This is a genomic window from Vreelandella andesensis (genome assembly GCF_003989795.1).
Lineage (GTDB): Bacteria > Pseudomonadota > Gammaproteobacteria > Pseudomonadales > Halomonadaceae > Vreelandella > Vreelandella andesensis.
Genome location: NZ_RZHG01000011.1, coordinates 1 through 26,148, shown reverse-complemented (window position 1 = coordinate 26,148; position 26,148 = coordinate 1). Strand labels below are relative to the sequence as shown.

28 protein-coding genes, 1 tRNA gene and 2 pseudogenes are annotated in these 26,148 nt (G+C 52.3%); 14 read left to right on the top strand and 17 right to left on the bottom strand.

All coding sequences use genetic code 11. The features are described from left to right. Nucleotide 1: 1 nt before the first annotated feature. From ELY33_RS06260 to ELY33_RS06250, 3 genes are read right to left on the bottom strand one after another with little or no spacing between them, the layout of a single operon-like run. A complete protein-coding gene (locus ELY33_RS06260; protein WP_244208571.1) occupies nucleotides 2–826 on the bottom strand; it encodes an SDR family NAD(P)-dependent oxidoreductase in 825 nt (274 codons plus the stop codon). After that, nucleotides 823–2,058: a capsule biosynthesis protein gene (locus tag ELY33_RS06255; protein WP_126945555.1), complete on the bottom strand. Its 1,236-nt coding sequence runs from the start codon at nucleotides 2,056–2,058 to the stop codon at nucleotides 823–825. The genes ELY33_RS06260 and ELY33_RS06255 overlap by 4 nt, the downstream gene beginning before the upstream one ends. Nucleotide 2,059: 1 nt before the next feature. Next, complete coding sequence (locus ELY33_RS06250) at nucleotides 2,060–4,090, bottom strand: capsular polysaccharide biosynthesis protein (RefSeq protein WP_126945552.1); 2,031 nt, start codon at nucleotides 4,088–4,090, stop codon at nucleotides 2,060–2,062. A 339-nt stretch (nucleotides 4,091–4,429) separates the two neighbouring features. Between ELY33_RS06250 and ELY33_RS06245 the strand changes: the two genes are divergently transcribed. The 3 genes from ELY33_RS06245 (at nucleotide 4,430) to ELY33_RS06235 (ending at nucleotide 7,628) form a co-directional block, all read left to right on the top strand. After that, nucleotides 4,430–6,442 carry a sensor domain-containing diguanylate cyclase gene (locus ELY33_RS06245; RefSeq protein ID WP_244208570.1) on the top strand — a complete coding sequence of 671 codons (2,013 nt, stop codon included), beginning with the start codon at nucleotides 4,430–4,432 and terminating at the stop codon, nucleotides 6,440–6,442. 110 nt (nucleotides 6,443–6,552) lie between these two features. Then, on the top strand, nucleotides 6,553–7,500 hold the full coding sequence (locus ELY33_RS06240) for an AEC family transporter (RefSeq protein ID WP_126945549.1): 948 nt from the start codon (nucleotides 6,553–6,555) through the stop codon (nucleotides 7,498–7,500). A gap of 51 nt (nucleotides 7,501–7,551) precedes the next feature. Continuing rightward, nucleotides 7,552–7,628 (top strand) — tRNA-Arg (locus ELY33_RS06235). Between the two features lie 229 nt (nucleotides 7,629–7,857). On the opposite strand, the gene ELY33_RS18065 is transcribed toward ELY33_RS06235, so the two are convergent. Both ELY33_RS18065 and ELY33_RS06225 read right to left on the bottom strand, forming a co-directional pair. Then, a complete protein-coding gene (locus ELY33_RS18065; RefSeq protein WP_244208569.1) occupies nucleotides 7,858–8,124 on the bottom strand; it encodes a tyrosine-type recombinase/integrase in 267 nt (88 codons plus the stop codon). 260 nt (nucleotides 8,125–8,384) lie between these two features. Beyond that, a complete protein-coding gene (locus tag ELY33_RS06225; RefSeq protein WP_167470050.1) occupies nucleotides 8,385–10,118 on the bottom strand; it encodes a putative bifunctional diguanylate cyclase/phosphodiesterase in 1,734 nt (577 codons plus the stop codon). Between the two features lie 611 nt (nucleotides 10,119–10,729). On the opposite strand from ELY33_RS06225, the gene ELY33_RS06220 reads away from it, so the two are divergent. Together ELY33_RS06220 and ELY33_RS18210 are read left to right on the top strand one after the other, a co-directional pair. Next, on the top strand, nucleotides 10,730–11,134 hold the full coding sequence (locus tag ELY33_RS06220; RefSeq protein ID WP_279629869.1) for a 2OG-Fe dioxygenase family protein: 405 nt from the start codon (nucleotides 10,730–10,732) through the stop codon (nucleotides 11,132–11,134). Continuing rightward, entirely contained in the window at nucleotides 11,055–11,312 is a 258-nt protein-coding gene (locus ELY33_RS18210; RefSeq protein WP_340148106.1) for a 2OG-Fe dioxygenase family protein, read from the top strand. Before ELY33_RS06220 ends, ELY33_RS18210 begins: the two co-directional genes overlap by 80 nt. Here ELY33_RS18210 and ELY33_RS06215 read toward each other — a convergent pair. Continuing rightward, nucleotides 11,296–11,604, bottom strand: a complete 309-nt coding sequence (locus ELY33_RS06215) for a hypothetical protein (protein WP_126945546.1) — start codon at nucleotides 11,602–11,604, stop codon at nucleotides 11,296–11,298. The genes ELY33_RS18210 and ELY33_RS06215 overlap by 17 nt on opposite strands. A gap of 105 nt (nucleotides 11,605–11,709) precedes the next feature. On the opposite strand from ELY33_RS06215, the gene ELY33_RS06210 reads away from it, so the two are divergent. Both ELY33_RS06210 and ELY33_RS06205 read left to right on the top strand, forming a co-directional pair. Next, nucleotides 11,710–11,949, top strand: a complete 240-nt coding sequence (locus tag ELY33_RS06210; protein WP_126945542.1) for a hypothetical protein — start codon at nucleotides 11,710–11,712, stop codon at nucleotides 11,947–11,949. Between the two features lie 149 nt (nucleotides 11,950–12,098). Next, nucleotides 12,099–12,530 carry a group II intron maturase-specific domain-containing protein gene (locus ELY33_RS06205; protein WP_126945539.1) on the top strand — a complete coding sequence of 144 codons (432 nt, stop codon included), beginning with the start codon at nucleotides 12,099–12,101 and terminating at the stop codon, nucleotides 12,528–12,530. A gap of 34 nt (nucleotides 12,531–12,564) precedes the next feature. Here the strand turns inward: ELY33_RS06205 and ELY33_RS18420 are convergent. Then, nucleotides 12,565–12,909: pseudogene (locus ELY33_RS18420) on the bottom strand (tyrosine-type recombinase/integrase); the annotation flags it as partial. A 499-nt stretch (nucleotides 12,910–13,408) separates the two neighbouring features. On the opposite strand from ELY33_RS18420, the gene ELY33_RS06195 reads away from it, so the two are divergent. After that, entirely contained in the window at nucleotides 13,409–14,485 is a 1,077-nt protein-coding gene (locus tag ELY33_RS06195) for a phytoene/squalene synthase family protein (protein ID WP_126945536.1), read from the top strand. A gap of 25 nt (nucleotides 14,486–14,510) precedes the next feature. On the opposite strand, the gene ELY33_RS06190 is transcribed toward ELY33_RS06195, so the two are convergent. Continuing rightward, nucleotides 14,511–14,978 (bottom strand): DUF6544 family protein, encoded by a 468-nt coding sequence (locus ELY33_RS06190; RefSeq protein ID WP_340148105.1) that lies wholly within the window; start codon nucleotides 14,976–14,978, stop codon nucleotides 14,511–14,513. Nucleotides 14,979–15,049: 71 nt separating this feature from the next. After that, nucleotides 15,050–15,531: pseudogene (locus ELY33_RS06185) on the bottom strand (RNA-guided endonuclease InsQ/TnpB family protein); the annotation flags it as partial. Here ELY33_RS06185 and ELY33_RS17805 point away from each other — a divergent pair. After that, nucleotides 15,499–15,708 (top strand): hypothetical protein, encoded by a 210-nt coding sequence (locus ELY33_RS17805; RefSeq protein WP_167470047.1) that lies wholly within the window; start codon nucleotides 15,499–15,501, stop codon nucleotides 15,706–15,708. The pseudogene ELY33_RS06185 and the gene ELY33_RS17805 sit on opposite strands and share 33 nt — an antisense overlap. 27 nt (nucleotides 15,709–15,735) lie before the next feature. On the opposite strand, the gene ELY33_RS06180 is transcribed toward ELY33_RS17805, so the two are convergent. The 4 genes from ELY33_RS06180 to ELY33_RS06165 form a co-directional block, all read right to left on the bottom strand. Beyond that, entirely contained in the window at nucleotides 15,736–16,095 is a 360-nt protein-coding gene (locus ELY33_RS06180) for a helix-turn-helix domain-containing protein (protein ID WP_126945530.1), read from the bottom strand. Then, the gene (locus ELY33_RS06175) at nucleotides 16,095–16,301 is read right to left on the bottom strand and encodes a type II toxin-antitoxin system HigB family toxin (protein ID WP_126945527.1); all 207 of its coding nucleotides are present in this window, start codon (nucleotides 16,299–16,301) and stop codon (nucleotides 16,095–16,097) included. Before ELY33_RS06175 ends, ELY33_RS06180 begins: the two co-directional genes overlap by 1 nt. A gap of 78 nt (nucleotides 16,302–16,379) precedes the next feature. Continuing rightward, nucleotides 16,380–17,186: an SDR family NAD(P)-dependent oxidoreductase gene (locus ELY33_RS06170; RefSeq protein WP_126945524.1), complete on the bottom strand. Its 807-nt coding sequence runs from the start codon at nucleotides 17,184–17,186 to the stop codon at nucleotides 16,380–16,382. Between the two features lie 65 nt (nucleotides 17,187–17,251). After that, nucleotides 17,252–17,644 (bottom strand): DUF4149 domain-containing protein, encoded by a 393-nt coding sequence (locus ELY33_RS06165; protein ID WP_126945521.1) that lies wholly within the window; start codon nucleotides 17,642–17,644, stop codon nucleotides 17,252–17,254. Nucleotides 17,645–18,463: 819 nt separating this feature from the next. Here ELY33_RS06165 and ELY33_RS06155 point away from each other — a divergent pair. From ELY33_RS06155 to ELY33_RS06145, 3 genes are all read left to right on the top strand, one after another. Then, nucleotides 18,464–18,814, top strand: a complete 351-nt coding sequence (locus ELY33_RS06155; protein ID WP_126945516.1) for a hypothetical protein — start codon at nucleotides 18,464–18,466, stop codon at nucleotides 18,812–18,814. A gap of 608 nt (nucleotides 18,815–19,422) precedes the next feature. Further along, on the top strand, nucleotides 19,423–20,670 hold the full coding sequence (locus ELY33_RS06150) for an ATP-grasp domain-containing protein (RefSeq protein ID WP_126945573.1): 1,248 nt from the start codon (nucleotides 19,423–19,425) through the stop codon (nucleotides 20,668–20,670). A 103-nt stretch (nucleotides 20,671–20,773) separates the two neighbouring features. Further along, on the top strand, nucleotides 20,774–21,169 hold the full coding sequence (locus ELY33_RS06145) for an ectoine synthase (RefSeq protein ID WP_126945513.1): 396 nt from the start codon (nucleotides 20,774–20,776) through the stop codon (nucleotides 21,167–21,169). Between the two features lie 108 nt (nucleotides 21,170–21,277). Here ELY33_RS06145 and ELY33_RS17800 read toward each other — a convergent pair whose 3' ends face one another. Continuing rightward, nucleotides 21,278–21,451: a hypothetical protein gene (locus tag ELY33_RS17800; protein ID WP_167470048.1), complete on the bottom strand. Its 174-nt coding sequence runs from the start codon at nucleotides 21,449–21,451 to the stop codon at nucleotides 21,278–21,280. Between the two features lie 176 nt (nucleotides 21,452–21,627). Next, on the bottom strand, nucleotides 21,628–21,885 hold the full coding sequence (locus ELY33_RS06140; RefSeq protein ID WP_126945510.1) for a hypothetical protein: 258 nt from the start codon (nucleotides 21,883–21,885) through the stop codon (nucleotides 21,628–21,630). Nucleotides 21,886–22,322: 437 nt separating this feature from the next. Between ELY33_RS06140 and ELY33_RS06135 the strand changes: the two genes are divergently transcribed. Both ELY33_RS06135 and ELY33_RS06130 read left to right on the top strand, forming a co-directional pair. Beyond that, nucleotides 22,323–24,341, top strand: coding sequence for a M1 family metallopeptidase (locus ELY33_RS06135; protein ID WP_126945506.1), 2,019 nt, complete (start codon nucleotides 22,323–22,325; stop codon nucleotides 24,339–24,341). A 46-nt stretch (nucleotides 24,342–24,387) separates the two neighbouring features. Beyond that, a complete protein-coding gene (locus tag ELY33_RS06130; RefSeq protein WP_126945503.1) occupies nucleotides 24,388–24,867 on the top strand; it encodes a CreA family protein in 480 nt (159 codons plus the stop codon). A 131-nt stretch (nucleotides 24,868–24,998) separates the two neighbouring features. Here ELY33_RS06130 and ELY33_RS06125 read toward each other — a convergent pair whose 3' ends face one another. Next, nucleotides 24,999–25,565 (bottom strand): CAP domain-containing protein, encoded by a 567-nt coding sequence (locus ELY33_RS06125; RefSeq protein WP_126945500.1) that lies wholly within the window; start codon nucleotides 25,563–25,565, stop codon nucleotides 24,999–25,001. Nucleotides 25,566–25,967: 402 nt separating this feature from the next. Further along, on the bottom strand, nucleotides 25,968–26,148 hold a 181-nt coding region (locus tag ELY33_RS06115; protein ID WP_136624665.1), incomplete at its 5' end, for a zinc ribbon domain-containing protein.

Below are 26,148 nucleotides of genomic sequence, written 5' to 3'. Positions count from 1 at the left end.
GCTACGCCCCCTCGGTATGATTAAAGCCAAGGCGTTTGACGAGCCATTGTGAAATGCCAGCTGGTAAAACAGCTAGCCACCAAGTGCCGAAGTTCAATGGAAAGGGGAAGCTGATGCGGGCACGGTTAGCGGTAATGCCGCGCTGTATGGCGTTAGCGGCGCGCTCTGGTGACCATTCCCAAGGCTTGGGGCCGGGCATTGCGTTACACATGGGTGAAGTAACGTAGCCAGGCATTACCACGGTCACGCCAATTCCATGAGGCTCAAGTAGCCCTCTGAGACCTTCGCCGTAGGCTTTAATGCCTGCTTTGCTGGCACTGTAGCTAGGCGTTGTAGGTAAGCCGTGCCAGCCTGCTAACGAGCTAATGAACACCAACTGACCGCTGCCCCGTGCTTGCATGGCTGGCACAAGGCGCTGGGCCATTGCGATGGGTACTTTTAAATTAATATCTAATAGTGCTTGAACCTCGTCCCACGGCTCTAGTGTGTTTTCACCTGGGTGCGTGTTGATACCCGCATTGGCAATCACGATATCGGGTACATGCTCAGTGCAGAGCATATCCAGCCACGCATTTAGCTCGGTTTCGTCGGTTAAGCTAGCCGTCGAGAGCGACACATGCGCGCCTTTTTCTCGACACGCTATCGCCAATTCGTCAAGCGACTGTCGATTACGACCGTGCAGCACCAGATGCGTGGTGGAGGTTGCGTAAGCATGGGCTAGCGCCCCACCGATCGCGCCAGTGGCGCCGGTAATTAGCACGCAGCGGGGGGCGGCGGCGCTAGGTGATGGCGCAGTCACACGAGCAGCTTTCACAGCAACTTTCACAGCAACTTCTCCAACGGCGACGGGCAGGCTTCTAGTATGCTTGCTGCATTGTTGACGGCTAAATCGATACTGGGCTGGCAATAAAAACCACCATTAACTTGCGTGGCGTACATAACGGTATTACGAAAATAGCTAAATAGCGCTTGGCTGGGCAGCGGCGGCTGGTGCCAAAACTCGTCTAGAGAGCCTTCGTAGGTGAGGCCCGCTAAATTGTAGATGGGGTCGCTGAGTGCAAAGGTGGGGCACTGTTTTTCAAGCGAAACAATGCCGACCGTGCTGTTGACTGTGACCGTGCCCGTAGCATGTTTGAGCAACGGATTAAGGTTGCCTGACTCCAGGTAAACAATGCGCCCATTAAGACCATAAAAATCTTCCAGCCGCTGAATGATGCTCGGGTAGTCAACTAACCCCATATCCAGAGGATGATTTTTTATGCACAGTAAGGCGTCGCTAGGAGCGTGCAGAGCAAATGACCCCATGACGTGATCCATCACTTCTTCCATGTTGGCATAAGGTGAGTGGTCACGAATCTGCGCATCGGTATTGAGCTGCAACGGCAACATAAAATAAGGCTTACTGCCTTCGATCAGGTTCTTAATTCGTTCGTTATCGCGCTTTTTCCAAAAGCGAAGTAAGGTGAACCGTTTGGCATAGCCCGCATACTCGACCGGCGCTGTGATAGGCGCGTGGTTGCGGTAATGAGGAGCCACCAGCGGATTCATTAACCCTGCTAAGTGGTAACCCATATCGTGTGCGGCGCGGATTTTGAATGACGCACGAAAGCGCACAGGGGCAGGTAATTTGGGCAATGCCTTGCCTGTTTCGAAAAACCACTTGGGATCTCTGGGTAGCAGCGAGTGGCCATTCACTCCTTCGCGTTCAAGCGTGACCCAAAAAGGGCGAAAATAGCCTTCTTCAAATACATGGGTGCGAATGCCAGCGGCGGGCGCTAAGTCAACTGCTGGGCGGTGAATCGGGCGGCGGTCTCCAAACAGTACTTGGTCGGTAATGTCGTAACGTTGCCAAAGCGACTGGATATAAGCGGGTAGCTCGCTTAACGGGCCGCGAAACAAATGGTTCTGACTGTGAGTGCGCTGCCAGTAGACGATATCGCCGGCGTTGAAGTTAACTTTTACCACGCGGTGGCCGTCGTCAGTTAGCCGGCGGGCTAGACGCTGATAAAAGGGCGAGCAGACGCCTTGGAGAAATAAAAACGCGCGCTTTTGCTTCAACTCAATGACTTCCAATGAATAAGTTACGATAGCAGCGATATAGCCGCTGCTTCCATGTAAGCATATGTTTGCGAGACTTAAACTGTTGTGATTTAGCCTGCTCCAGCAGGCTGACTACCGTTTCAGCATTGCACAGTTGCCGAGAGCCGGGATCGACATAGCTTGGGTATAAAAGCAGGGTTCCTGCGACCAGTGCATCCAGTGGCAGCTTCCGATTTCGCCTCGGGCAGTGCATGGCATCCAGGGTTAACCCCCAGCCTGCGTAAAACGGGAGGCCATAAGTGTGTACTTGGCATTGACGAAGCAGGGCTTCAAAGCCAGTGAGCGAACTCATGGTGTGAACCGCATCCACGTGAGCTAGCAGCACGGTGATATCGACATGACTAGCATCAAGATCATACAGGCGTTTGGCGTTGGTATCGAGTGCTCCAATACGGGCACCGGTAATCACGTCTGGGTGTGCTTTATAAATAATAAACGCATCCGGGTTGGCATCTCGAACGGCCTTTATAAGCGCGCTATTGGTACTGATTTCTGGCGAACCTGTGGCAATTGATGCGTCGCTTTCTACCTGACCAGGCACCAAAATAGTGTGTTTGTTGGCGGGTAATTCAATGGTTTCTTTGCCCGGCACATTATATTTGGAAAGCTTTAATGCTACCAATCGTTCGCGTAGTTGAGCTGCTCGCTCTAATAAGTCATTGCTAAAATCAGCGGTATTGAGCAGGGTTTCTAGCTCACTAGGCTGGCTGGGGTCGTAGTAAATCCCTTGGCGATCAATGACCAAAGAGAGTGGTTGAGTGAGGTCTACCCCAAGCCCTACTGAACGGATAAAGCCGTCCTCCATTCGCCATATCGCCGCCATTAGGTTGTGATGGCGGACTTTAAATTCATCGTTAATACGACTGGACCACACCAGTAGATTTGGTTTTTCAATACCTGATGCAATAGTGGTTGGCAGCTCTTTTTGATAAGCAATCTTTGCTGCCGGTCCAAGAAAATGGCCAATGAATCGCCTTTTCCAGGATGAGAAACCGCAGGCTAACCATTCACCACGCAGGCGTTCTTGCTGACGCTTTTGATCGGCAATCAGGGCAATCGTTTCTTCTAGCGTCGCGGCATTACCCGTGTAGGGGTTAGCATATCGGGTATAACGAAGATAAGCCGCGGCAAATACTTCTTCTAGGAGTCGTGTGACTCTTCTGCGCGTACAGCTAATCTGATCGTGTGTTAATCCCCATCCTGCATAAAAGGGAAGGCCAAAGCAGTGCACTTGCTTGCCTGCCATTAGGGCTTCGAACCCTAACTGGCTTGTCACGACATAAACGGCCTGCACTTTGTCGAATAATGCCCAGGGGTTAATGTTATCGCTAATGATATGGCAGCGAGGATTTTCATTGGCATCTACCAGGTGGCCCTTTTTTTTGCCTGCGATGACGTCAGGATGTATCTTAATAAAAACATTGGTATCAGGGTGGTTAGTTAAAGCGGACGCTAACATTTGTCGAAAATTATCTGCACTAGCGCCGCCGTGGTGAATAGAGGCATCGCCTGCGGTTTGATCCACTACCAAGACATTATTTTGTCCTTCAATGGGCAACAGATAATCGGGCGCGTGATTATATTTCGACAAGCGATAGCGCGACAGTTGCTCGATGCAGCGTGTTGCTTGGGCAAGCTCCTCAGTATCAAATGTGGCATGATTGAGCCAGTTCTCTAAATCACTAGGTCGAGAAGCGTCATAATAGATGCCCGTATAATCGACCACCATGCTATGAGGTTGGTAGCCATCAACCCCTAGTCCTAAAGAACGAAGAAAGCCATCTTCTAGAGCGACATACGGTAGGTTATGACGAGAGGCATATTGTCGTGCACGAACACTCGTGGGCTTAAGACCCCATCCAATAATCGCACTTGGTTTAGGACTGAGCGGTCTTATGCGTGAAAAATGCGAGTATTCAGGCAAAAAAGAAGCAAGGGCATTGATTTTAGTAATACCGTAAGACGTATAGCCTGCTATTAGTTTTGCCATGAAAGAACCGAATGGTGTCAAAATCAAGCGTAAATATAAACGCAAACAACTAAAGCGGCGAACATACGTTAAAAGGCTTAGCTTATCAATTAAGCCTAAAGTGGCCTTACGGTAAGAGAGTTTTTTGTTACATAATGATACAACTTAAAAAGGCAACCACGTTGAATTATACCAACGCGCACTTTTCTCACCATTTTGGTAAGTTATCGGCTGACAACGCGATTGGGGCAGATTCATTGGACGCAGTGGTAATAAATGCTTACACAACAAAGTTGGTCGGTTCGTCTGACTTCTGCCTGCAAAATGCCGATGTTCATAAGATCGATGTCTAGGAAATCGATGTCTAAGAAATTAATGCTGAGTAAATCAATTCTTAGCACCTTGAAAGGCCAGCTGCTGCTGGGACTTTTGTGCGCGCTATTGTTATTGGCTGGCTTGGTGTTGGGGATGGCGTGGCAGGTGGGAAAAGTCATGGTGCAAGAAACCAACATGGCCCACATGCGCTACGAAGCTGACCTGATTGCAGACGAAGTTACCCAGCAGATTGACCACCGTTTCGAAGCGCTAGAACGATTGAACCGCATCCTTGGAATGTCGAATGACCCTGAGTGGCTTGGCTATGAACTGCGTAAAAACGATGCGCTATTGGCATGGTTTGACGCTATCGTTGTTAGCGATAGTAATGGAAAAATCGTGTCAGATTGGCCAACGCTAATCGGGCGAGTGGGCCTTGAAACATCAGAGCTTGAATACTTTAAAATGTTGAAAGGCGCGCGCAGGCCTTATGTCAGCGAGCCTTTTGTTGGTCGCGCTAGCAAAAGGTCAATGGTGTTAGTGAGCGTTCCTCGATTAGACAGCAACGGGCGATTTGCTGGCTTCATTGGTGGGGTGGTCAGCTTAGACAGCAGTGGTCTATTTAAACGACTGGCAACTATTCGGTTGGGTAGCGAAGGGTATGCAGCGGTTTCTACTGCCACTGGAAAAGTATTGTATCACCCGAATAGGGTGCTCATTAATAATGACACTTTCGATGCAACGACTATCCCCCTGTTAGATCTGGCGCTCGATGGTTGGCAAGGCGATGGCGTTGGTAAGTTACTTGATGGTCGAATTGGCTTGCAGTCCTACGCGCAGGTATGGCCGGCGAACTGGGTGGTAGGGTTGTTCTTACCTCTTGAGCAAGCGCAGCAGCCGCTTTCCGGTTTTATCCATAAGCTTTGGTGGATTTGGGTCGTTGCGGCGGCGCTAATGATGCCTGTTTTGTGGTGGTTGTTAGCGCGCATTTTAACGCCGCTAAGTCGGCTGGAAAAACAGATTGGCTACGTGGGCCTTGGTCGTCGCTCTTACGTTGATCTTAAAACCAATATGCAAGAGCTGAAGCAGGTGGCCAGCACGTTTAATCGTGTTGAAAGTGAGCGTCAGCAACTTGTTGAGCATCTGCAAGAGCGAGAAGCGTTTTTGGATTCGGTGCTCAACGCTTCGCCCCAAGGAATGTTTGTAGCTGACTTTGGCGGCAACATTACTTACATGAACCCTGCATTGTTAGAAATCTTGGGCATTGAATCGGATATACCCATGGAAGCCTGGTTGGAACAAATCCATAACGACGATCGTTCCGGCGCAAAGGATATGTGGGCGCATAGCCTGAAAACCGGTAATGACTACGTCCGGCAACTGCGCTTTATTCGCAGCGACAAAGAAATGCTGTGGCTTGATATACATGCCCGTGTGGTCATGCTTTCCCAAGGTGGGCATTCGCTGGGCTTGGTTGGCGTAGTAAAAGACATTACCGAGCGCCGAGAGCAGGAAGCCCTTCAACGCTGGGAGGCTGAGCATGATCCATTAACCGGCTTACTCAATCGCCGTGGCTTTGAGCGTCGCCTTGAAGAAGCCTTTGCTGACTTCCAGAAAACCAGCACGCCGTCGGCGCTATTACTGTTCGACCTTGATCACTTCAAGCCAGTTAACGATGAGGGGGGGCATGCGCTAGGGGACGAAATGCTTCGTCGTATCGCTCAAGTAGTGGCGTGGGAAGTTCGTCGTAGTGACCACGTGGCACGTCAAGGTGGCGACGAGTTTGGAGTGTTATTGCCTAGCTGTACATTAGGTCAAGCGCAACGCATCGCTGAATCCTTACGCCAAGCGGTAAGCGAAGTATCGGTTGTCCACGAAGGTAAAGAGTACACCGTGACGCTGAGCATCGGTGTGACCAGCTTCGACGAGACCGACACTAACGTAGAGGACGCGCTTTCCCGGGCAGATGCTGCCAGTTACGATGCCAAAGGTAAGGGGCGTGACAGTGTGGTGGTCAAGCTAGCAAAGGCACAAGATCCAATGTCAATATTTGAATAGCTGTGTGATTTGCATATCACGTGGCTTGCGTATCTGCGGGTTAGATCAGTCGACAAACGTCGAGTGAGGGTGGAATATAAGCCTTTGCTTATTTTCTTGAGAGTGCTTTTGTGAACTTACTTGAGTTATTTTTCCACACGTTAGAAGTCACGTTGCCTGTCTTTGCTATGGTGTTCGCGGGTATTGGCCTGAAGCGCCTAAAGTGGATTGATAGTGGGTTTGTTAACACGGCGTCAGCTCTAGTTTTCAAAGCAACGCTCCCCGCGCTCATTTTTATGAGTTTGATCAAAGCAGACCTAAGCATTGCGTTGGACGTGTCGCTACTGCTGTTTTTTGCTGCCGCGACCCTAGGCCAATTTTTTATTAGTTGGGTATGGGCCAGCTATCGAGTGCCTAAAGCTGACCGAGGTATTTATGTGCAGGGCGCGTTCCGTGGTAATTGCGGTGTCGTTGGATTAGCGCTTGCGGCCGGAATGTATGGTAACTACGGCCTTTCTGCCGGTAGTCTGCTGCTCGGAGTGGTTATTGTCATATACAACGCACTCTCCGTGGTAGCTCTGGCGGCTTACCAGCCCGATCAATCAACCGATTGGCGCAGTCTTCTAAAACATATCGTTACTAACCCATTGATTATTTCTGTATTCGCTGCGCTGCCATTCACGGCGTTATCGATTCCGCTGCCCAGTTGGCTGATCACCTCAGGGGATTACTTCGCATCGTTAACGTTACCGCTGGCATTGATCTGTATTGGCGCAACGCTCTCGGTCGCCACCCTGCGTAACGGCAGCCAAGTAGCGTTAAGCGCCAGTAGCATGAAAATGATGGTGTTGCCGTTCCTCTCCACGCTAGCGGCATGGGCCGTGGGCTTTTCTGATGAGCAGTTAGGGTTGTTATTTTTTTTCTTCGCAAGCCCAACCGCCGCTGCGAGCTTCGTGATGGTTAAAGCCATTAACGGTAATGTGGCGTTGGCCGCCAATATCATCGCGATTACTACTTTAATGGCGAGTGTCACCGTCACTGCGGGCATCTTCATATTGCGCCTTCTAGGGTGGATTTAGCCAGCGCGGTTGGCTGGCACTCACCAACACGCTATACTATGCGCCCCGTAAGTCCCTGTAGCTCAGTAGGATAGAGCAGCCGCCTCCTAAGCGGCAGGTCGCAGGTTCGACTCCTGCCAGGGACGCCAGTGAAATCAGTTAGTTAGATCCTTTCCTCCTTTGAAATATCCACGATTTTTGCTCTGGTTCCCCTAGATTTGCAAACATTAGGCGACAAGCGCGTGACGGCGGCATTATATCAGTTCTCACTGAAAGACCGCTTTTGGCCGGACAACAACGGCCCGAATTAGGCTGTCGTTCATCCTCATCAAACTTCTGTTTGTTCTGCCATTTCCAACGCGTCATCTACCTCTATTCTTAGATACCTGGCGGTGCTTTCAAGCTTCGTGTGTGACCCAGGAGCAGCTGTACTGCCCTTAAGTTTTTCGTGCGACGGTATATCAGCGATGCTTTGGTGCGGCGCATTGTTTGCGTGCTATAGATTGACGCATCTAAACCTATTTTGGTGACCCAGGCTTTCACGATACGGGCGTATTGGCGCGGGGAGAGATGCTTTGCGCTATTGATTCGGCTGGGAAACAAGAAGTCTTCGTTTCTGAGTTGAGCAAGCTGTATCCAGTTCATAATAGCAATACGAGTTTGCTCGGTTATTTCGAACTGGACAAGTCGATGCGTTTTTTTGCTGCATCAGGATGGCTCGTGGAGATATGCACGCACCATGGGCTATATCCCTACTCGTAAATTGACAAGACACCGATTGCCATGGGCCAGGTTTGGCGCCACAGGGTCAATCCAAGCGATCGAGGGGTATTGATGTCGTTCGCAAGGACTCCAGGGTATTGCAACTGCAACCCCGGGGATTGTAAATCAAATTACGTCGAGGCTTAGCTCGACAGCCCTTCGTGACTAGGCACGAAACTGCCCAGCAGGCTGTCGATTTCCTTGGCAGGCATCGGACGGTAGAAGAAAAACCCCTGGACGAGGTCGCAATGCATCTCGCGAAGCAATGATAATTGTTCGGCGTTCTCGACGCCCTCGGCCACCACCTCCAACCCCAACCGATGACCGATGAAGATGGCACCCTCCATGATGGCCCTATCCTTCGGCTGTGTGGGAGCGTCGTGGATGAAGGAGCGATCGATCTTCAGGGCGGTGACTGGAAAGTGCTTGAGATAGCTCAGGGAGGAATAACCGGTCCCGAAGTCGTCGATAGCAATGCGAAAACCGCGATGATAGAGGCGCCGCAGGTCCTCGAGGACGGTTTCGTCGGCTTCGATCAGAACATTCTCGGTCAATTCGATGCCGATATCCCGCGGAAATAAGCCGTGACGCTGCAGCGAGTCCTCGAAGTTCTTGAGGGCATCGGGACGCACCAGTTGACGACCCGAGACATTGATGTCGATGCGGTGCTCATGAAATCCTTTGGCACGCCATTTCACCTGCTGGCGGCAAGCCTCTTCGATGACCCAGTCGCCCAGACGATGGATCAAACCGGAACGCTCGGCCAGTGGGATAAACTCGGCAGGCGAGATCGTCGGGCCCTCGGCAGGCTCCCAGCGTAACAAGGCCTCAAGATTCTCTATTCGTCCACTGGCCGCCGCGACCTGGGGCTGGTAATGGAGGGAAAATTCACCGTTATCCAGGGCTTCCTCGAGTCGCGCCGAGAGATGGTGCTGGCGAACCAAGTCATCATGGAGCTTCTGTTGGAATAAACGTACAGCACCCCGGCCCTCCAGTTTGGCACGATTCTTGGCAACATCGGCATTACGGATCAATTCGCGTGACGATTCACCATTCTCGGGAAAGAGCGCCACGCCCAGGCAGGCCGTGACCTGACGCTCCCGACCATCCAGGACGAAAGGTTCCCGAAAGACATTCTGGACATGACGAACGACCCGTCTGACATCGGGGGCTGAGTGGACGCCGGGAAAGGCCAGCACGAATTCATCGCTAGAGACACGAGACACCAGGTCGGTGACTCGCTTGCACTCTCTTAGTCGCCTAGTCAGTTCAACGAGCAGGCTATCGCCCTGATCATAGCCAAGGGCATCGTTGATCTCGACGAAGTGATCGATGTCCAGGTAGATGGTCGCCAGGCCATTGTCCTGGCGTCGACAGGAATCCAACTGACTGTCCAGGTCGACCTCGAAGGTCTGGCGGTTAGGTAGGTGGGTGAGCCTGTCGAAATGGGTGGCAAATTCCAGGTCACGGTGGGCGCGCTTTTGGTCGGAAAGATCGACATCCACGCAGAACATCAAGGGCGAGTCGGTATGCTCATTGAGCATCAGATGCTGCGAAAAGACCGATATCAGTTCACCGGTTTTGTGCTTGAGCTCGAGTTCATCGGCGGGTATATCGACCCCTTCTTTGATCCAGGCAGAGTGCGCCTGGATCACTTCGTCACGCATGAAGGCAGGAATGATCAGATCTTCCAGCAACTCTCCCTGGGCTTCTTCAGCGGTATAGCCATAGAGACGAGTGCTACCCTCATTCCAGTAAATCACTCGCCGATCGCGATCATACCCCTGGACCGCCACCTTTGGCAGACTCTCCAGCAGGGCGCGGAATCGCTGCTCACTCTCCAGATACTGGCGGCGCACTAACTCGACTTCTTCCATGCCAGCATCACGCGAATCGATGCCATCCGTTAAAGGTGTCTTTGACACCTTCAACACGGGCGCACCGGAAAACTCCCTGCGGTTCTCCTTAAGGCGTTCCGGATCTCTGTGATGTCGAGAATTGCTGGCAGTCATGGGATCCACTTAAAGAAAAAACACTGTCAAGAACCATCATAATGGTAACAATAGGCACTTTGTTATAATTATCCTACACCTATTTTTAGGAGATAACCTACACATATAAGTCATCATTGACCTGATCCTTTTTTCAACAAAATCACTCTTTTTCAGTACGCTTCTTTGACATATCCTTGCAAATCTTTTCATTTTCCTCCTGTTGACCACGGTGTTTACACCGGCAACACCGGGCAATTTCGCCTAATTAACAGGAGAATACCAACATGAAACTCGATACTCTCAAGCACGGTTTCGACCTCACCTCGATGCCTGCCGATTCACTCGCCGATTATTGGAGTCCGGGAGTGACCGAGGCGCTGAGGCATCAGAATTGGGCGAAAGCCGATATTCGGGAGCGAATCGATCTGACCGCCTGGCAGGGGTTTACCGCTGACCTGCCGCGCGATCCCTATGTTAACCAGCGATGGAAGCGGATGTCATGGCTCGTCTTGAATGATCAGGGAGATGTCGAGGATATGGGCCAATGCCCCATGGCCCAGGGGGGGGCCTTCAACGACGCGGAAAGCATGGCGGATCGCCGGCGGTACTATGATCCGCTGACTCGGGAATTCATAGTACGCCCTGATGTGAAGGCCTTCGTTCGCGCCTGGGCAAGGCTGTGGAGTATCGGTGCGCACGAACCCATTCTGATGCAGATCACTGGGGTTCGCGGAGAAGGCAACATCGACCCTTCAGGGACAGGGAATTCATGCCGATGGGTGCAAAGCCCTAAGCATTCTGGTCATCAATCGGGAAAACGTGGTGGGCGCCGAAAACCACCTCTACGCAGACAAGGCTGGCACGCAACCCTTGGTCGATATCACCCTGAATCCGGGTGATATCCTTCATCTGAGCGATGACCGGCTATTCCACAGTGTCGACGGGATCGAACAGCTCGACAGCGAGGCACCCTTCGAGCGGTTCATAATCATCATCAACAGCCGCTTCGTGGACGACTTCCAGAACCGGATGTTGCGTCGCCACTTCCCGGAAGCGGTCCTCAATGAGAGCTACTGACACTCTCGGTAAATTGAGAATCTAGCAACACCAACGCCCCCGGAACTCCGGGGGCGTTGGTGTTGCGCGCAGGCATGGCGTGCAGCGACGGACTGGCGCTGTACCCGAGGGTGCTGCTGGGGGTGAAACTCCACTGCAAGCCCAAAGGGAAAGTGCTAGCCGACAGCAAGGGCGTCTCTCGCAAGGGGGGAATATGAAGGAAGCCCGAGGCGAAGCGCTGGCTCGATGGGGCGCCTAGCCGAATAGAAAGCGGATACGAGGCTTCATGGCGGGGTGAGGTGGCAACTATCATTAAAGCCCGCTACTTGCACGGAACGCTATGACGTATATCCGACAGGCATAAGCGGAACAAATTCGTCGGGAACGAATTTGAGCGTAAGCCTGAAAGGGGAGGCGCATGGATGCGCCAAACAACGTCGCACGCCTTACCCTGGGAGATCTGGTGGTCTGCCGCCCCGGCGCTGTCATCGAGGACGAAAGCCGAGCCTGCCCAGCTCATGGAGGCTGTCGTAGAGAAAACCAACATGGCGCGGGCTTAACGAAGGGTGGTCGCCAACAAAGGGGCACCGGGTGCCGACGGCATGACGGTGCAGCAGCTGACGGATCACTTGAAACAACACTGGCCAACGCTGCGTGAGCGGCTGGTGGCCGGTGAGCACCACCCCAGCCCCCGGCCCCCAGCCCAGTCCGAGCCGTTGAAATTCCCAAGCCCAAGGGCGGGACGCGACAGCTCGGTATTTCCACGGTCACCGACTGATCCAGCAGGTGTTGTTGCAGGTGCTGACTATGATCTTCGATCCGGAACTCTCCGAATCGAGCCACGGCTATTGCCCCAAACGCAGCGCCCATCAGGCTGTCTCGGCGATGAAGGCCCACGTCATTGCCGGGCACCGCTGGGCGGTGGACCGCCCCTGGAACCAAGGATATCTGGGCTACACGCTGACCCGGCACAAGCTGGCACGGTTAACCTTCACCAAGGCCGGCCTGCAGCGCCTGATGCAGCGTGGCCGCGATATCCCCAAGCGTGACAGAGGGCGCAACATACGACGAGTGTTCGAAGAACTGGTTCCGGTCCCGTGTGGCTGGGCCAGCTACTTCAGCCTCGTGAATGTGAAACGTCCTTTGGAAGCACTGGATGGCTGGGTTCGGCAACCGCAGCCCTCCGCATTATATCAGTGTCACCTAAAAGACTGCTCTTGGCCGATAACGACGGCCTAGCCAGGACCGTTGTTTGCTACAACTAAACTTCAGTTTATTCAGCAATTTCCAGAGCATCATCTACTTCAATCCCAAGATATCTGACCATGCTTTCCAGCTTCGTGTGACCCAGAAGTAATTGCACTGCTCTCAAGTTTTTCGCACGGCGGTATATGAGTGAGGCTTTTGTACGGCGCATCGTGTGCGTGCCATACATTGACGCATCGAGACCTATTTCGGTGACCCAGGCTTTCACAATACGGGCATATTGGCGCGTAGAGAGATGCTTTGCGCTATTGATTCGGCTGGGAAACAAGAAGTCTTCGTTTCTGAGTTGAGCAAGCTGTATCCAGTTCATAATAGCAATACGAGTTTGCTCGGTTATTTCGAACTGGACAAGTCGATGCGTTTTTTTGCTGCATCAGGATGGCTCGTGGAGATATGCACGCACCATGGGCTATATCCCTACTCGTAAATTGACGAGGTCGCAGCCTCGTAATTTGCTATCGATGGCTAAATTGAAGAGGGCGAGGTCTCTTGTCTTTTTGGCAATCTGTAGACGAACACGGATGGTCCAAATATCTCTAAGAAGCAGAGGCGCCTTCTGCCCAACCAACTTGCCTTTATTCCAAGGTGTAAAGGAGATTTCAGTCGAAATGTTCATGGCATGATCCTTCATCGGGTGGAGGTCTAATCCGCTACATCAAGGGGTTAATTGGAAATAACACTTCCCTTCAGACTCACTTCATATTGGACAAGGCTTGTACTATGTATCTATCCTGAGTGCTTATACAATGCCAACTGAGCTCAGCCGACTACCCGGCGAGCGCGCCCTCGCCTGATTGGATCAGGTTTGAACGGAAAACGTCCATGCCTTTACAAGCGGCGATGATACTGCCATGAAACCTGAGTCTCTTGCTTTACAGGATCGGTTATTACCGGGTGTTTCACGTACCTTTGCTCTGACCATTCCCCAGCTGCCAGAAAGCCTGCGTCCAGTCATCACCAATGCCTACCTGCTGTGCCGGATTGCCGACACTGTAGAAGACAGCACCGAGATGGCACCGCAGGATAAAGATATTCATTATCAGCGCCTGCTGGCAGGGCTGGACGATGGGGATGCAGCTCAAGCGTTTGCTACCACCTTGCTGGAGACCGGCCTGATCAATGACCCATTGGAACGCGAACTAGTGGCCGAAACGCCCAGTGTGCTACGCGCCTTTGGTGAGCTGCCGCTGGAACAGCAGGCGGCACTGCGTGACTGTCTGCATACCATGTGCCAGGGCATGGCCGTTTTTGAGCATCTGAAATCCCCTTATGGCTTGGAAAGCAGCACCTGCCTGCGAGACTACTGCTACATTGTGGCCGGCTGCGTTGGCGAAATGCTCACCCGCTTGTTTGCCGGCAAGAGCCCACAGATCCGTGCCCAACAGGAAGACATGCTGCGCCTGTCTGTTGCCTTTGGCCAAGGCCTGCAGATGACCAATATTCTGAAAGATGTCTGGGACGACCAACAGCGGGGCATCTGCTGGCTGCCGCGGGATGTGTTCGCCGCACGAGGTATCGACCTTACACAGTCAAAGAACTGGCAGGATCACTCTGGCTATCGCGAAGGAATTCGCTATCTGGTTGGCGTGGCCCACCACCACCTGCAGCTGGCACAGGACTACACGCTGCTTATTCCGGCGTCAGAGGCCGGAATGCGGCGGTTCTGCAGCTGGTCAATCGGCATGGCGCTATCAACATTGCGCAATATTGCGGCTCATCCGGGTTATTCCAGCCGCCAGGAAGTCAAAATATCGCGACGGCGCCTACGCCTGATCATCGCCGTCAACAGCCTGTCTGTCAGGAATGACACTCTACTACGCGGAGTTTTCCATTGGAGTCGTCATCGGCTACCTGATCTTCAGGCAGCCGATATTGGCCCACTGCATGCTATCAGTCGGCACAGCATGGAGTCACCCGCACAAGGTTAAAGTCAAAATACGTTTCTTGTTGTACTCAATGAACAATGTGAAGCCTGTCATTGCGCACTAGAAATCGATCATTGATAGTTACATGAGTAGGCAGACGAACCCCGCCGAAGTACCGAAATTCGGAGAGATACCCGCCGAATGGTTGCAGCCGATGCTGTTTCTCTGGATTGGCATTGCTCCATCGCTCAAAACGGATCTCTGTTGGCTGACCATCCGCCGCCACAGTCAGATCAACTGACTGTGTCAGGTCCCGATGTTTTATGGTGACCTGGGCGCGATCAGCATCCAACGCCGTCCAGGAAATTCTGGGGCAGGGCAACACCGCCGCCGGTGTCCAGAACACGGCCTTGGCCACGTAGCGGCCAAACGCTGAACGGGTATGGTCCAAACCTCCGCCCAGGTGGGCGATTGGCAGCAAGCCCATGAGCCAAAACTGCGTCCACCGTTGGCTGTCAGAACCGGACAGCCTGATCAAACCGCGCCGCGCACGCATGTGGAGGTGGTCACGTCGCGTGTCAGCGATCTTGGTGTGTCAGCGATCTTGGCGTGACAGCGAGCGACCTTCATTTTAGGCGTGACCGGCAGCGCCTCTGACTCGACCTTGCTCAGGCAGCTGATGAAGTACCGGCCGGCACGGTCTTGGAATACCGTCACGGAGCTAGGTGCCGATGGTAGGTCACGGCTCCAGCGCGAATGTTAAGCGGCTCGCTGCACTTGGCTAGCGTGATCTGACCTTCATGGTCCGCAAATGCCGAACTGGCATACGTCGCTGACTGGCGGTGCTTTTTGGATTTAAAACTGGGATAGCGCGCCCGCTTGGCAAAGAAACGCTTAAACGCGCGTTGTTGATGGCGCAAGCACTGTTGCAACGACACCGAACTGACTTCAGCCAAAAACGCGGTATCCGGCTGTTTTTTCAACTGCGTTAAGAACGCGCTGGCGTCGTTGTAACCAATCTTTTTCTGACGCTCGTAGAACGCATCGGTGCGGTAGCGCAACACCGCATTCCAAACATGCCGCACGCACCCAAACGTCCGCGCCAGCAGGGTAGCCTGCCCGGGCGTTGGGTAGAAGCGGTATTTGTAGGTGCGTTAGGTTTTCATTTCTTACAATTTAGCTGGCTTTATGTAAGAAGTCAGGGCGCAAAGCGTCCTGCGGGAGCTACGCTATCCATCGCCACCCAATGCGGTGGCTTGGGTGGAGTATTCCGCGCTGTTCGATAAAAAACCCGCTAATGTGCGGCTGAATAATTAAGCGGCCTGACTCATCAAGCTCTCATAAGGGATTCGCAGTCCTTCATGCAGGTTCTTGATCATGCGTAGGCTGAGTTTTCTCTTGCGGTTCAGTACTTCTGAAACTCGGCCGCTAGAGCCTATGTATGCTTCAAGATCGCGCGGCGTAAGCCCCTGCTGTTCCATGCGGAATTTGATCGCCTCAATAGGATCAGACGGCCCGATGGGGTAATGTTTGTCCTCATATTTCTCTATGAGAATTGAGAGCACTTCGATCTCGTCTGCTTCAGGAGTACCTGGCTCAGCAGCCCAAAGCTCCTCAAGACGAGCAAATGCGCGGTCAAGATCGGCTCCATTATGGATAGGCTGAATATTCATTATATTGTCTCCGCATCGACTTTATCGTACTGGGCGTGGGTGCCAACGAAACGAACCCAAGCAATTTGCTGCTCATACCGAATAGAGAGTATGACTCGGTATTTGTTACCACCAATATTGAAAACAACCCTGCCACCTTTAAGAATGCTGGCGGTTCCAATGTCGGCCTTCAACTGTTGTGGCGTTTCCCAGGATGCTTTGAGCATCAAGCCCCCCCACGTTACCCCATTAAGCTAGCAATCACGCGGCTTAAAGCCGTTTTTATTGCCTACAGTCACTCAACGTTAACCCCCTTCATTGCTGTATATCTCAGCTGTGCGCCATTCCCGACCGCTGAAAGACGCTTGCGATGTGCTCACATCAAGAAGGGTGGCAAGTCGCTCGCCGACGGTTTCTGCGCTAAATGCCTGACCGGTGTCTAACTGTGTCTGCAGGTAGTCGGCATGCGGCAATTTCATCGCCCGGGCGGTGCGAATGTGCTGGCGAAGCCCTGGCGTATCCACCACGCCTGGCTGCATCAGCGCGATCTCGGCTGGCTGTGACGTCAATTCTTCATGAAGCTGTTCGAACAAGCGTCGCATAGCCATCTTGCTGACGCCGTAGCTACCGGTACCGCGTTGAACGTGCCTATCAATACCCGCGCCGACCAATACGATCCGACATGGCACAGGCAGGGGTGTCATACAAGGCAGCAGCATATTAACAAGAGCAAGAGGCACGACGGTGTTGAGTTGAAGGGCATCGCTCAGGTCATCGGGGTGCCAATCGGCAAGGTTCGCGGCGGGCAATCCAGTACCCGCGCAGTGAATAATTGCGTCCACCGATGACGTCCCTATGGCGGTTCTTAGCCGGGTTAATACCCCGTGGCGCTGGCGCGGATCGATAAGATCCCCTGGCAGGACGTGAAAGTTACCCTTGGGATAGCGCTGTTGCAAAGTTTCCAGGCATGCTAGCAGCGGGGCTTCACGACGCGCCAGTAAATAAAGGGTGTGTCCACGGTGCGCCAGCTGTTGTGCAAGAGCCCAACCGATACCACTACTCGCGCCGGTGATAATGGACGTATTGTGTGCTAAGGGAAGTTCGTCACGCATAGTTGTCTCGTATTGATGATGCTTAAAATTTTAAGCTGTTAATGGCCAGCGATACCCTTTGAGCCTTAAACAAAGCGTGCCAACACGTAGGCATTAATACCGATATGGACAAGCCCGATTGCGACCGAAAGGCCATGTAGTGTCTTGAAGCGGTTTTTCTGGCCTTCATCTGTCGCGCGGTTAATAGCTGGCATTAGCCTTTGGCGGGTGGGTATGACCGTCAGCGCAATCGCTGCCATCAGTAGTGAAGACACGTGGTCGAGCGTCCACAGTAGTAGGGCCGCCACCGCGGCCACCACCAGAACAAACAGATAAAAATGTGGGAAGGCGCGCCGGATCGAGGCGCGTGCAATATCGCTGGGTAAGGTCGATAGCATAAAAGCCGCAAAACCGAACGAATAGAGCAGCATGCCCCCAAACAGCAAAGCAGCCATCCACTGGGCCAAAACAGTCAGCATTGGCGTTTCCTCTTGATGTGAAAAGCATGAGCAACGGCAACTAATTTGTACGCTGTATAGATAATGTATAAGAAATTCCGGGCGTAGGCTATTAGCTATTCTCAACGCATTTCCAGGTAAACGGTAAGTTATGAAAACTGAACGGGCTTTAGAACCAAGTGATCGCGACGGAAAGTTTGCAAGTTAAGGGCATGGTCGAAAGTCGCTATTTTTTCTAAAGCCATCAGCGATGTGGGGCGTAAGACTGCAGCGCAAGCTGCGATGGGGGAGGACTGTCAAAAACGATTAAATCAGCGCCGAGAACCTACTCATGCCAATTTCGCTCCTTCAGGAATTAGCATTAGCGAGTTGAAGCGTAATGTTCAATTCATGTGGCTAACGGAGCACCTATAGCACTGGATTAAACCCGGCTCTACCGAGCCGTCTCAATCGCGAATCCAGAAATTTTCCACAGGATTTTAGACCTGGTTCATTTCTTCTTGCTCTTCCAGGTCCCGCCATATTGATAAGAACGCTCATGAAGCGTTTTGACTTCAACCAAGCACTTACTACACAGAAATACCCAATCGATTACCTTCTCGTACCGACACCGATAGAGAACATCTCTAAAACAATCACATTTGAAACATTGTTTGGTTCTAAGTCGCATTAAACCAGCTCGTGCATGAGGTGAAGTTAAAAAGGTTGTGCATAGATTTTTATTTTAAGAACAATGCTTTACTGCAGCATCGTGATTCAAAAGAATCGCTCGTAACAGATGCAACTTACATCCCTGAAAACCGGCCTGCAACGGCTCAGCCTATGTGCAATTAAACGACTATGCCACTACCAGCGACGTCGGTGGATTGGTGCTCTGCGAAACCCAGCGGTTTTATCGATGTCATGACGTACTATCGGGATGAATCGCTTGATCCTTTGCGCATGCGTCACTCGTTGGCTGTTCGACTCTGTGTCCCTGTGTCTCTGTGTCATCCACTTCAACCGGAGCTTCGCGAGAAAGTCGATATTCTGGTCGTCGTGTCCATAGAAGCTAACGACGTACCCAAGTCGGCTAGAGTTCTGGTCAAAGATATAAAAGCGGGATTAGTCTATAATTGGGCTGAGAAGTACAAAGGCTGGTTCAATCACTGGCTACTGTTTATCAAGAAGAAACGGCAGCCGCTACTGTGATTGGCAGCGTGGCATGAACGGAACGGAGATGGTTAACGTTGAAAACGATCAAATGGTTATCCTTGGACAGCTTCCGCCTTTTCGTGCTTACATTAAATTGTAAATTTTGGTTACCCTTCAACCATTCCATACAAGCGGTATGAGCCAGATACTGCGTTGCGGGTACATGGGGCCTCCATAATAGTGGCGCAACTTAATTACATAAACCGGTTCTTGGGACCCCTGCATATTCACTCGTTTGCGCTGTCTGAAAAAGCTTATCGAAGTTGCTCTTTTTTCACGGCTGGTCACGCAGCTGGGCTCAAGGATCTAGGATGTTGATCCCAGAATATTTTTATCTATAAGTGTATTTCAGTCGAAATTGATAATGCATAGGCAACAATTAGAAATATATTTCGCGTGAAGATGGGGTGGAGGCAAATCGTATCTTGTATGGCCTGCCACCTGTGTTTGAGGCGGATTGGAACTGTAGTTTGTTTTGAATCGACTACTCTCCAATGCTCCTCCATAGCAAAATAAGAGGTGATATTTAAATGTCGAATATAAACGAAACAAAACTTTCTCAAGAAGCACTCAGCCAAGAGGTACTGTCTTGGCGTGATCCGGAAATGCCGTCGGTCAAAGGCACCGAAACCCCGAAAGATCCGAACAAGGGCTACATCGCCCTGCTTGGCTGGAGCGTCAATGCCATCAAAGCGGCACAGAACTTTGATCGCCGCTATATTGTCGTTGCACCTGAGTGGGCCACGGATTTCTGTGCCGCTAACAACATACCTTTCATTTCGTGGGATTTTGTCCGTCTGAATGATCGGTCCATGGATATTGCGACACGTCTAAAAGAAGAGGGCGTTGATGTTGCCATTCCTCTGTTCGAGGAAACGGTAGAATGGTCTGGTGCTATCAACTCTGTGTTGATGGATAGCCCCCGTATGTACGGACAGTCCATTCTGTTCCGCGACAAGGCTCTAATGAAGCGCCGGGCTCAGCTTGGTGGCATTCGGGTTGGTATTTTTGAAGAGGCCCACGAGAAAGAAGACATCGTTCGCTTCATGAAGCGTGTTAACCAGACGCTGCTCAAGCTTGACGGTGACCCGGATGACCCTATCCACGTCAAGGCGTTCGACAAGGCTGGCTGCCTCGGTCACCGGATGATCCGCACGGTCGAAGAGATTGACTACATTCCGGCCGAAGAATACCCATTGCTGATGGAAAGCCATCTCAGTGGTTGGGAATTCGCGGTTGAAGCCTGGATTCACGATGGCAAAATTCAGTTCCTTAACATTTCTGAGTACGTCACCCTGGGTTATTCGGTGTTTGTACCAGCGACCAAAGAGCTCGAAAGCTGGCGGAATGCGATTACCAAGCAGATCGAACTGCTGATAAAAACCTTTGATATCAAGTTCGGGCTGATTCATCCCGAATACTTTGTCACAGCTGACGGCGAGATGTACTTCGGTGAAGTAGCCTATCGTCCGCCTGGGTTCAAGGCTTTCGAACTGATTGAAAGAGCCTACGGATTCAATGCTTACCAGGCCTCCATGCTGGTTTTCGACCCGAAGAGCACGAAAGAGGAGGTGGCTGCGTTCTTCCCCAAGGAAGTTGAGGGTGCGAAAGGTGTCGCGGGTTGCTTCGGTGTTTATCCGCGCCGTCGCGTGGTCAGCAAACTGGAAATGCCCAAGGAGTGTATTGAGCATCCTTACTTCGAGTCTCACGAGCTGGTGGCACCAACAGAAGAGACGGTTCCTGACCGTTCAGCCTTCGGCACACACTGGGGACTGGTGTTCTTCTTTGGTGAGGACCCGATCGTGATGCGGGATTTACTGAAATCGATGGAAGACCTGGACTTCTACGTTTAGAAAAGATGTGGGCGACCGGAAGTTAATCCGGGCCGCCCAGCTCGCCGTAGATTGTAACTATTTTCATCGATAGATTAGTTTTTTCGATAGCTGGAGCAATAAAATGAAAATTGTGAGAATTCAGGACATTATCGGATCTGAACGTGAAGTGCATGGCCCAGGCTGGACGAGTCGTCGCATGCTGTTAAAAAGCGACGGCATGGGATTCTCCTTCCATGAAACGATCATTCCGGCTGGTGCCGAGCTGAACCTCTGGTACAAGCATCACCTGGAGGCAGTTTACTGTGTGGCCGGTAACGGCACGATTCTGGACAAAGCGACTGGCGAAACCCATGAAATAAGCGATGGGACGCTCTATGCATTGGATAAGCATGATCAGCATACGCTTCGTGGTGGCACTGAGGATATGCGGTTGATTTGTGCTTTCAACCCACCCGTGACAGGCCGCGAAGTGCACGACGAGGACGGCGCCTATCTTCCAGATACCGGCGAAGAATGATTCAGTTGGGTTATTGAAAAATAAGACGGCTGCCATTAACGCGATGACGCGACATGGTGGCAGCCTCTGTTGATCGTAATCACCCAGGATTGAGGCATCGAGCCTGTATCACCCAAGATGCGCAACGGTGAGATCCAGCACGTTGACGGAGTCCATCAGGACCAGCTCAAACATGCCGAGTTGTCTAAGCTCAGCTAGCGTTGAAACCATTTCCAGTTCATCAAGATGAGCTACACTCCGACAAACTGATTCAGCCAAAGCGCCGACCGGTGTTTCCGACATATAGCAAACTCCGAGCACTCCACCGGCCGGTGTCCAGCGATTTCCAAGGTTTCTTGAATAAAAAAACATCCGAGGAATGATTTGTGCTGCTTACTCGATAAAAGCCGGTATTCGTCGCAATCGTTTTTACAGGCAGAGAATCAAGTGTATCCGTATCTTGCGGGAATCTAGCCATTTCATGGCCTCTGCTGCATGTATACCCCGGCAAGCTCCAGCACCCGATCAATCTCGCCCCGCTGAAGCAGCTTGAGTGAGGTGTCATCGGTGGACTGAGGCTCATGTCGGACTAACAGAAAACGAATCAGCTCTTCCGGTGTCCAGGAGTGAGTTCTAGAACGCAACTTCGCCAAGTTGGGCAACAGTCGCCGCTGGGCTTCATCGAACTGGAATCGGGGGAAACTCCAATCTCCGGAAGACGTATGCCGACCAATCAAGGCGCCTCTTTGAGCACGTTTTCGTACAGCTTCTTCTGTAGTACCGAGTAATTCCGCAACCCACCGGGAAGAGACCGAGCCACCAGCATTCGCAATCTGGAGTGGTCAATCAGTGTGTGTTGTTTCGATTGTTAAAGCTTCACAAAGGCTATGAGGATGGTGTCGCATGCTCAGCTGACAATATGTCACTGCCTAGCAGGCCTGTAACGTTCACTTTGTTGTTAACTTAATCCAGCAAAAACGCTTTATCTGCGGCAATACACCCACTGGCTGTCAAACTAGCGTTCTGTGAAGGTGTGGCTACATAGGCATGCTGAGGCGTCGCGCGCCATCCCCGCGCTATTCTTTCGCTAGGAGATACAGGGTTTGTCGCGCATATTGGTCTTCTTAATGCCACGCAATAATGTAAATCTTCTATTTTTGCCCAGGGGAACCCGATGTTCCAATGTCGCGGCTATCGCAGCCCGTTATTATGGCTAAGCTCCCTAAGTACTCTGTTATGGCTATTAATGGCAGGGTTCGCCTGGGGAGAGTCGAGCAAGGCACCAGCTGAGCGCACCTTGTTCATTCAGTTCGACCCCGCCACCCGGTCGCTCCAAGGCGAACTGCGTCAACCTCTCTTAACTAAAAGCCGCTTTCGCTTGCTTGAAGGCTTAGCATTAACCACGGCGCTGCGTGGCGATGAAGAGCTGACGGTCATTCAAGAGTCTGACGGGTACTGGCAACTGCCCCAGGCTACTAGCAAAGCAGACAGCACGACGCCCATTACGCTTCGCTGGGAGGGCATGCTGCCAGCAACCCAGCCCGGCAGCCGTCATCAAATAGCAATCGAAGGTAGCTTGCTGCCCACCCGTGCTGGTTGGTATCCCGATTTAAGCGATACCGCCATGCCCCTAGTGTTAACCGTTAGTGTGCCAGATGGGCAACTCACCGTTGCTACCGGCTCGCTGGTTGAAGAGCAACGCACCCGTGATAACCACTATGTGGCGCGTTTTTACCATCCGAACACCCGTGACGTAGACATTGCTACCGGCCCCTGGCAGCTTCGCAAACGTGAGGTTGGCGGGGTAACCCTGCGCACGCTCTTTCCTGAGACGCTGAATGCCGCTTTTGGTGAGACATATTTACAACACGCCGCCGAGCAGCTGACGCTCTTTCAAGCCCGCCTGGGACCACTGCCCTATAAAAGCTTTTCTATCGCAGCGACTCCCGCACCTGTCGGTCTCGCTTTTCCTGGTTTTACGCTGCTAGGTGAACGGGTTATACCACTGCCATTTATTCCTAGCACCTCTCTGCCTCATGAACTGATGCATGCCTGGTGGGGTGCGGGGGTCAATATCGACTATCCCAGCGGCAATTGGGCCGAAGCGCTAACCACCTATCTAGCCGATTACGCTTTAGCGGAGCAGCGCGGCGAGGCCGAAACCGTTCGTCGCCGCTGGCTGGCCGACCTAGCTGCGCTGCCCAACAGCCAAGAAGTTGCCTTAGCCGCGTTTCGCGGAGCCCCTGACTCAGCAGGCCGCCTTATCGGTTACCAACATGGCGCGATGCTCTTCCACATGCTGCGCCAGCGTATTGGCGATGAGGCGTTTGACCGCGGCCTACGTCACCTTGCAAATGAGTGGATGCACCGCACGGCGGATTGGCAGGCATTAATTGACGCCTTTAGCATGGCTTCTGGTGAGTCACAGCAAGCCTTCTTTACCGCCTGGCTTACTCGCCCAGGGCGTCCTACGCTGCATATAGAATCCGTACAAACAGAAACCCATGATGATGGCTACCGGATCAGCGGCACGCTGGTTCAGAGCGGCCAACATGCGCCTTGGCCGATGGAGATCCCGCTCGTGGTAAGTACCGAAGAGGGTTCAGTTTACGTGCGCCAACCCATGCATGACACGCACCAACCCTTCGAGCTGCATTTAGCAGCTCGCCCTCGATCTCTTGAGATAGATCCAGGCGCCGACCTGCTGCGCCACCCTGGCCCAACCCCGGCCATTCTGCGCCAGCTGATGCTAGACCCAACCACACAGGTGCTGGCACTAAACGACACCCTTTACCCTTTGGCACGGCAGGTGCTTGGGCGAGACGCCGAATCACTTGCCTCGCCCATACAATTGCAGAGGGAGGAACAGCCTCCACTGTTGGTAATCGGCACCACTGAAGAGCTGAATGAGTGGCATCGCCGCAATGCGCTACCCGCGCCGCCACAGCCGATGGCAAGCGCAGGGGAAGCACGCTTTTGGATGGCACCAGGAACGCGTATCGGTTTGTTGAGTGGCAATGATGTGGCTGCCATCACCCAGCTTGCCGCCTCGCTTCGCCACCACGGCCAGCAAAGTTATGTGATTCAAAGACAGGCAGTGCAAGGACAAAATGTTGACACTTCGCAGGCAGGCCGCTGGCCAGCCGATGCGTCTCCGCTCACTATGTCCTTTACCGCGACTGATTTTAGATAGAAGCAGTCACCCATCACTACCACTGCTCGTTTTCAAGGACGTTTTCATGCGATTCCAATCATTTATTACAACTACCACGTTTGTTGCAATGTCTTCGTTGCTGCTGCCCACCGTACTACTGGCACAGGATGCTCATATTGGTAGTGTGCGCACGGAGTTCAGGTTGATTGGCCCGAACAGCACGATTGAAGTAGAGCGATTTGACGACCCAAAGGTGCAGGGAATTTCCTGTTATCTTTCTTACTCACAAGTGGGCGGTATTTCTGGTGCGGTGGGGCTTGCTGAGGAAGCTAGCGAGGCGAGTGTGGCCTGTCGGCAAACGGGGGAGATTGTTTTTGACCCTGCCGAGGTAGACGAGCAAGACGTTGTTTTTAACCAGCGGCGCTCTGCGCTTTTCAAAAACATGCGCGTGGTCCGTATGCACGATGTTGAAACGGAAACCTTTGTATACCTTACTTACAGCACAAAACTTGTTGATGGTTCGCCGAAGAATGCGATTTCGGCCGTCCATTACGGCGGATTTTAGGGACAATTTAATGTTGCTGGCTGAAGGACTGTCGGTTCCTGGCAATGAGGCTTGCGTGAAACCGGCCGCGCGTCGGTTGCAGCTCACAAGGTGGAAGCCTCGCCTGAAAGGCAGAGAGCAGTCACGATTGCTTAGCGGGGGGTTCCTAATGTCTGTGCCCAATAAGTTGTGTACCGCGAGTCAGTATTGTTGGCACTTGCCATGCCCATTTCTGTGAACGCGTCGTTCATGATATTGCTGCAATGACCGGGACTTTCTAACCAGCCTTTTATTACGGTTTCTGCCGATATGTGGCCTGCCGCAATATTTTCACCCACTGCTTGCCATACGTACCCATGATGATCGACGCGTTGTTCAACTCCTGCGCCGTTGGAATCGGTATGGCTAAAATAGTTGTTCTTGGCCATATTTTTGGCGTGCATGTCGGCAGCCGCCTCAAGTTGGCAGCTCCAATTCAATGGGCTTACTGTTGGGAATTTTTGATCGCCACATTGACGGGCATGGTTTCTTGCCTCGTTAACGAGTGTCAGCATTTGGCGTTGCTGATCGGAAAGGCCGCACTCGCTTTCAGTGGTGTCGATCTGAGATTCGTCATTAGCCCATGAGCTGCTGATGCTAATGAGTAAAAGAGTGATCGCACTGAAGAGCGCCCAGTGTGCAGGGTGCTTTGAGGTCACGTTAGCCGCCAAATTTTTCATTTTCACCTACGTTGGGAGTAGTTGGGAGTAGCATCTTTTTTGAGATTAGCGTTGGCGATTTCATAGAGCTGGAATGCTTTGCTTTCTTTTGCCTTACAGCGCTCGCCCATTTGCTGGTCGACTTCTAGAAGTGCTACTTCTGGGTCGTCTTTACCTTTACCTATCATTATCCAAATTTTGCGTCAGCAATATGCGGCATAAGACAAAAGAAAGAGTAGTCGAAAGGGAAGAAGCAAGTGCATTGACATGCTCCGACCACTAAATCAGAGATTATAGTGGCAGATTCCCAGGTCGTTGCCTTCCTGGTTCCTGCTTCATTGTCCGTTGCCTGCAATGCCTTGGCATTGCCGGTCTTATACAAACTCCACAGGCGTCGATTTCCGAGTGACCCTCGGTATTACTTCAACTCTCAGCACCGGCTAACAGCGCGGTGCCTGCTTGTAAGATATTGCAGGCGGCATTTACATCACGGTCAATGCCTTGGGTGCCGCAATCGGGGCAGCCCCAGGTGCGGACATTCAGCGGCAGCGATGCCATCACAAACCCGCACCCATGGCAGCGCTTACTGCTGGGATACCAGCGA

Excerpts from the sequence above, each read along its gene's own strand:
- ELY33_RS17805 (WP_167470047.1), top strand. The coding sequence starts at position 15,499 with ATGCCGCACGCACCCAAACGTCCGCGCCAGCAGGGTAGCCTGCCCGGG.
- ELY33_RS06215 (WP_126945546.1), bottom strand. The coding sequence starts at position 11,604 with ATGATAGTTGCCACCTCACCCCGCCATGAAGCCTCGTATCCGCTTTCT.
- ELY33_RS06195 (WP_126945536.1), top strand. The coding sequence starts at position 13,409 with ATGAAACCTGAGTCTCTTGCTTTACAGGATCGGTTATTACCGGGTGTT.
- ELY33_RS06190 (WP_340148105.1), bottom strand. The coding sequence starts at position 14,978 with ATGCGTGCGCGGCGCGGTTTGATCAGGCTGTCCGGTTCTGACAGCCAA.
- ELY33_RS06225 (WP_167470050.1), bottom strand. The coding sequence starts at position 10,118 with ATGGAAGAAGTCGAGTTAGTGCGCCGCCAGTATCTGGAGAGTGAGCAG.
- ELY33_RS06205 (WP_126945539.1), top strand. The coding sequence starts at position 12,099 with ATGATCTTCGATCCGGAACTCTCCGAATCGAGCCACGGCTATTGCCCC.
- ELY33_RS06150 (WP_126945573.1), top strand. The coding sequence starts at position 19,423 with ATGCCGTCGGTCAAAGGCACCGAAACCCCGAAAGATCCGAACAAGGGC.
- ELY33_RS06145 (WP_126945513.1), top strand. The coding sequence starts at position 20,774 with ATGAAAATTGTGAGAATTCAGGACATTATCGGATCTGAACGTGAAGTG.
- ELY33_RS06135 (WP_126945506.1), top strand. The coding sequence starts at position 22,323 with ATGTTCCAATGTCGCGGCTATCGCAGCCCGTTATTATGGCTAAGCTCC.
- ELY33_RS06125 (WP_126945500.1), bottom strand. The coding sequence starts at position 25,565 with ATGAAAAATTTGGCGGCTAACGTGACCTCAAAGCACCCTGCACACTGG.
- ELY33_RS06220 (WP_279629869.1), top strand. The coding sequence starts at position 10,730 with ATGTCATGGCTCGTCTTGAATGATCAGGGAGATGTCGAGGATATGGGC.
- ELY33_RS06180 (WP_126945530.1), bottom strand. The coding sequence starts at position 16,095 with ATGAATATTCAGCCTATCCATAATGGAGCCGATCTTGACCGCGCATTT.
- ELY33_RS06170 (WP_126945524.1), bottom strand. The coding sequence starts at position 17,186 with ATGCGTGACGAACTTCCCTTAGCACACAATACGTCCATTATCACCGGC.
- ELY33_RS06245 (WP_244208570.1), top strand. The coding sequence starts at position 4,430 with ATGTCTAAGAAATTAATGCTGAGTAAATCAATTCTTAGCACCTTGAAA.
- ELY33_RS06175 (WP_126945527.1), bottom strand. The coding sequence starts at position 16,301 with ATGCTCAAAGCATCCTGGGAAACGCCACAACAGTTGAAGGCCGACATT.
- ELY33_RS06130 (WP_126945503.1), top strand. The coding sequence starts at position 24,388 with ATGCGATTCCAATCATTTATTACAACTACCACGTTTGTTGCAATGTCT.
- ELY33_RS06210 (WP_126945542.1), top strand. The coding sequence starts at position 11,710 with ATGGATGCGCCAAACAACGTCGCACGCCTTACCCTGGGAGATCTGGTG.
- ELY33_RS06250 (WP_126945552.1), bottom strand. The coding sequence starts at position 4,090 with ATGGCAAAACTAATAGCAGGCTATACGTCTTACGGTATTACTAAAATC.
- ELY33_RS06165 (WP_126945521.1), bottom strand. The coding sequence starts at position 17,644 with ATGCTGACTGTTTTGGCCCAGTGGATGGCTGCTTTGCTGTTTGGGGGC.
- ELY33_RS17800 (WP_167470048.1), bottom strand. The coding sequence starts at position 21,451 with ATGTCGGAAACACCGGTCGGCGCTTTGGCTGAATCAGTTTGTCGGAGT.
- ELY33_RS06155 (WP_126945516.1), top strand. The coding sequence starts at position 18,464 with ATGCCACTACCAGCGACGTCGGTGGATTGGTGCTCTGCGAAACCCAGC.
- ELY33_RS18065 (WP_244208569.1), bottom strand. The coding sequence starts at position 8,124 with ATGAACTGGATACAGCTTGCTCAACTCAGAAACGAAGACTTCTTGTTT.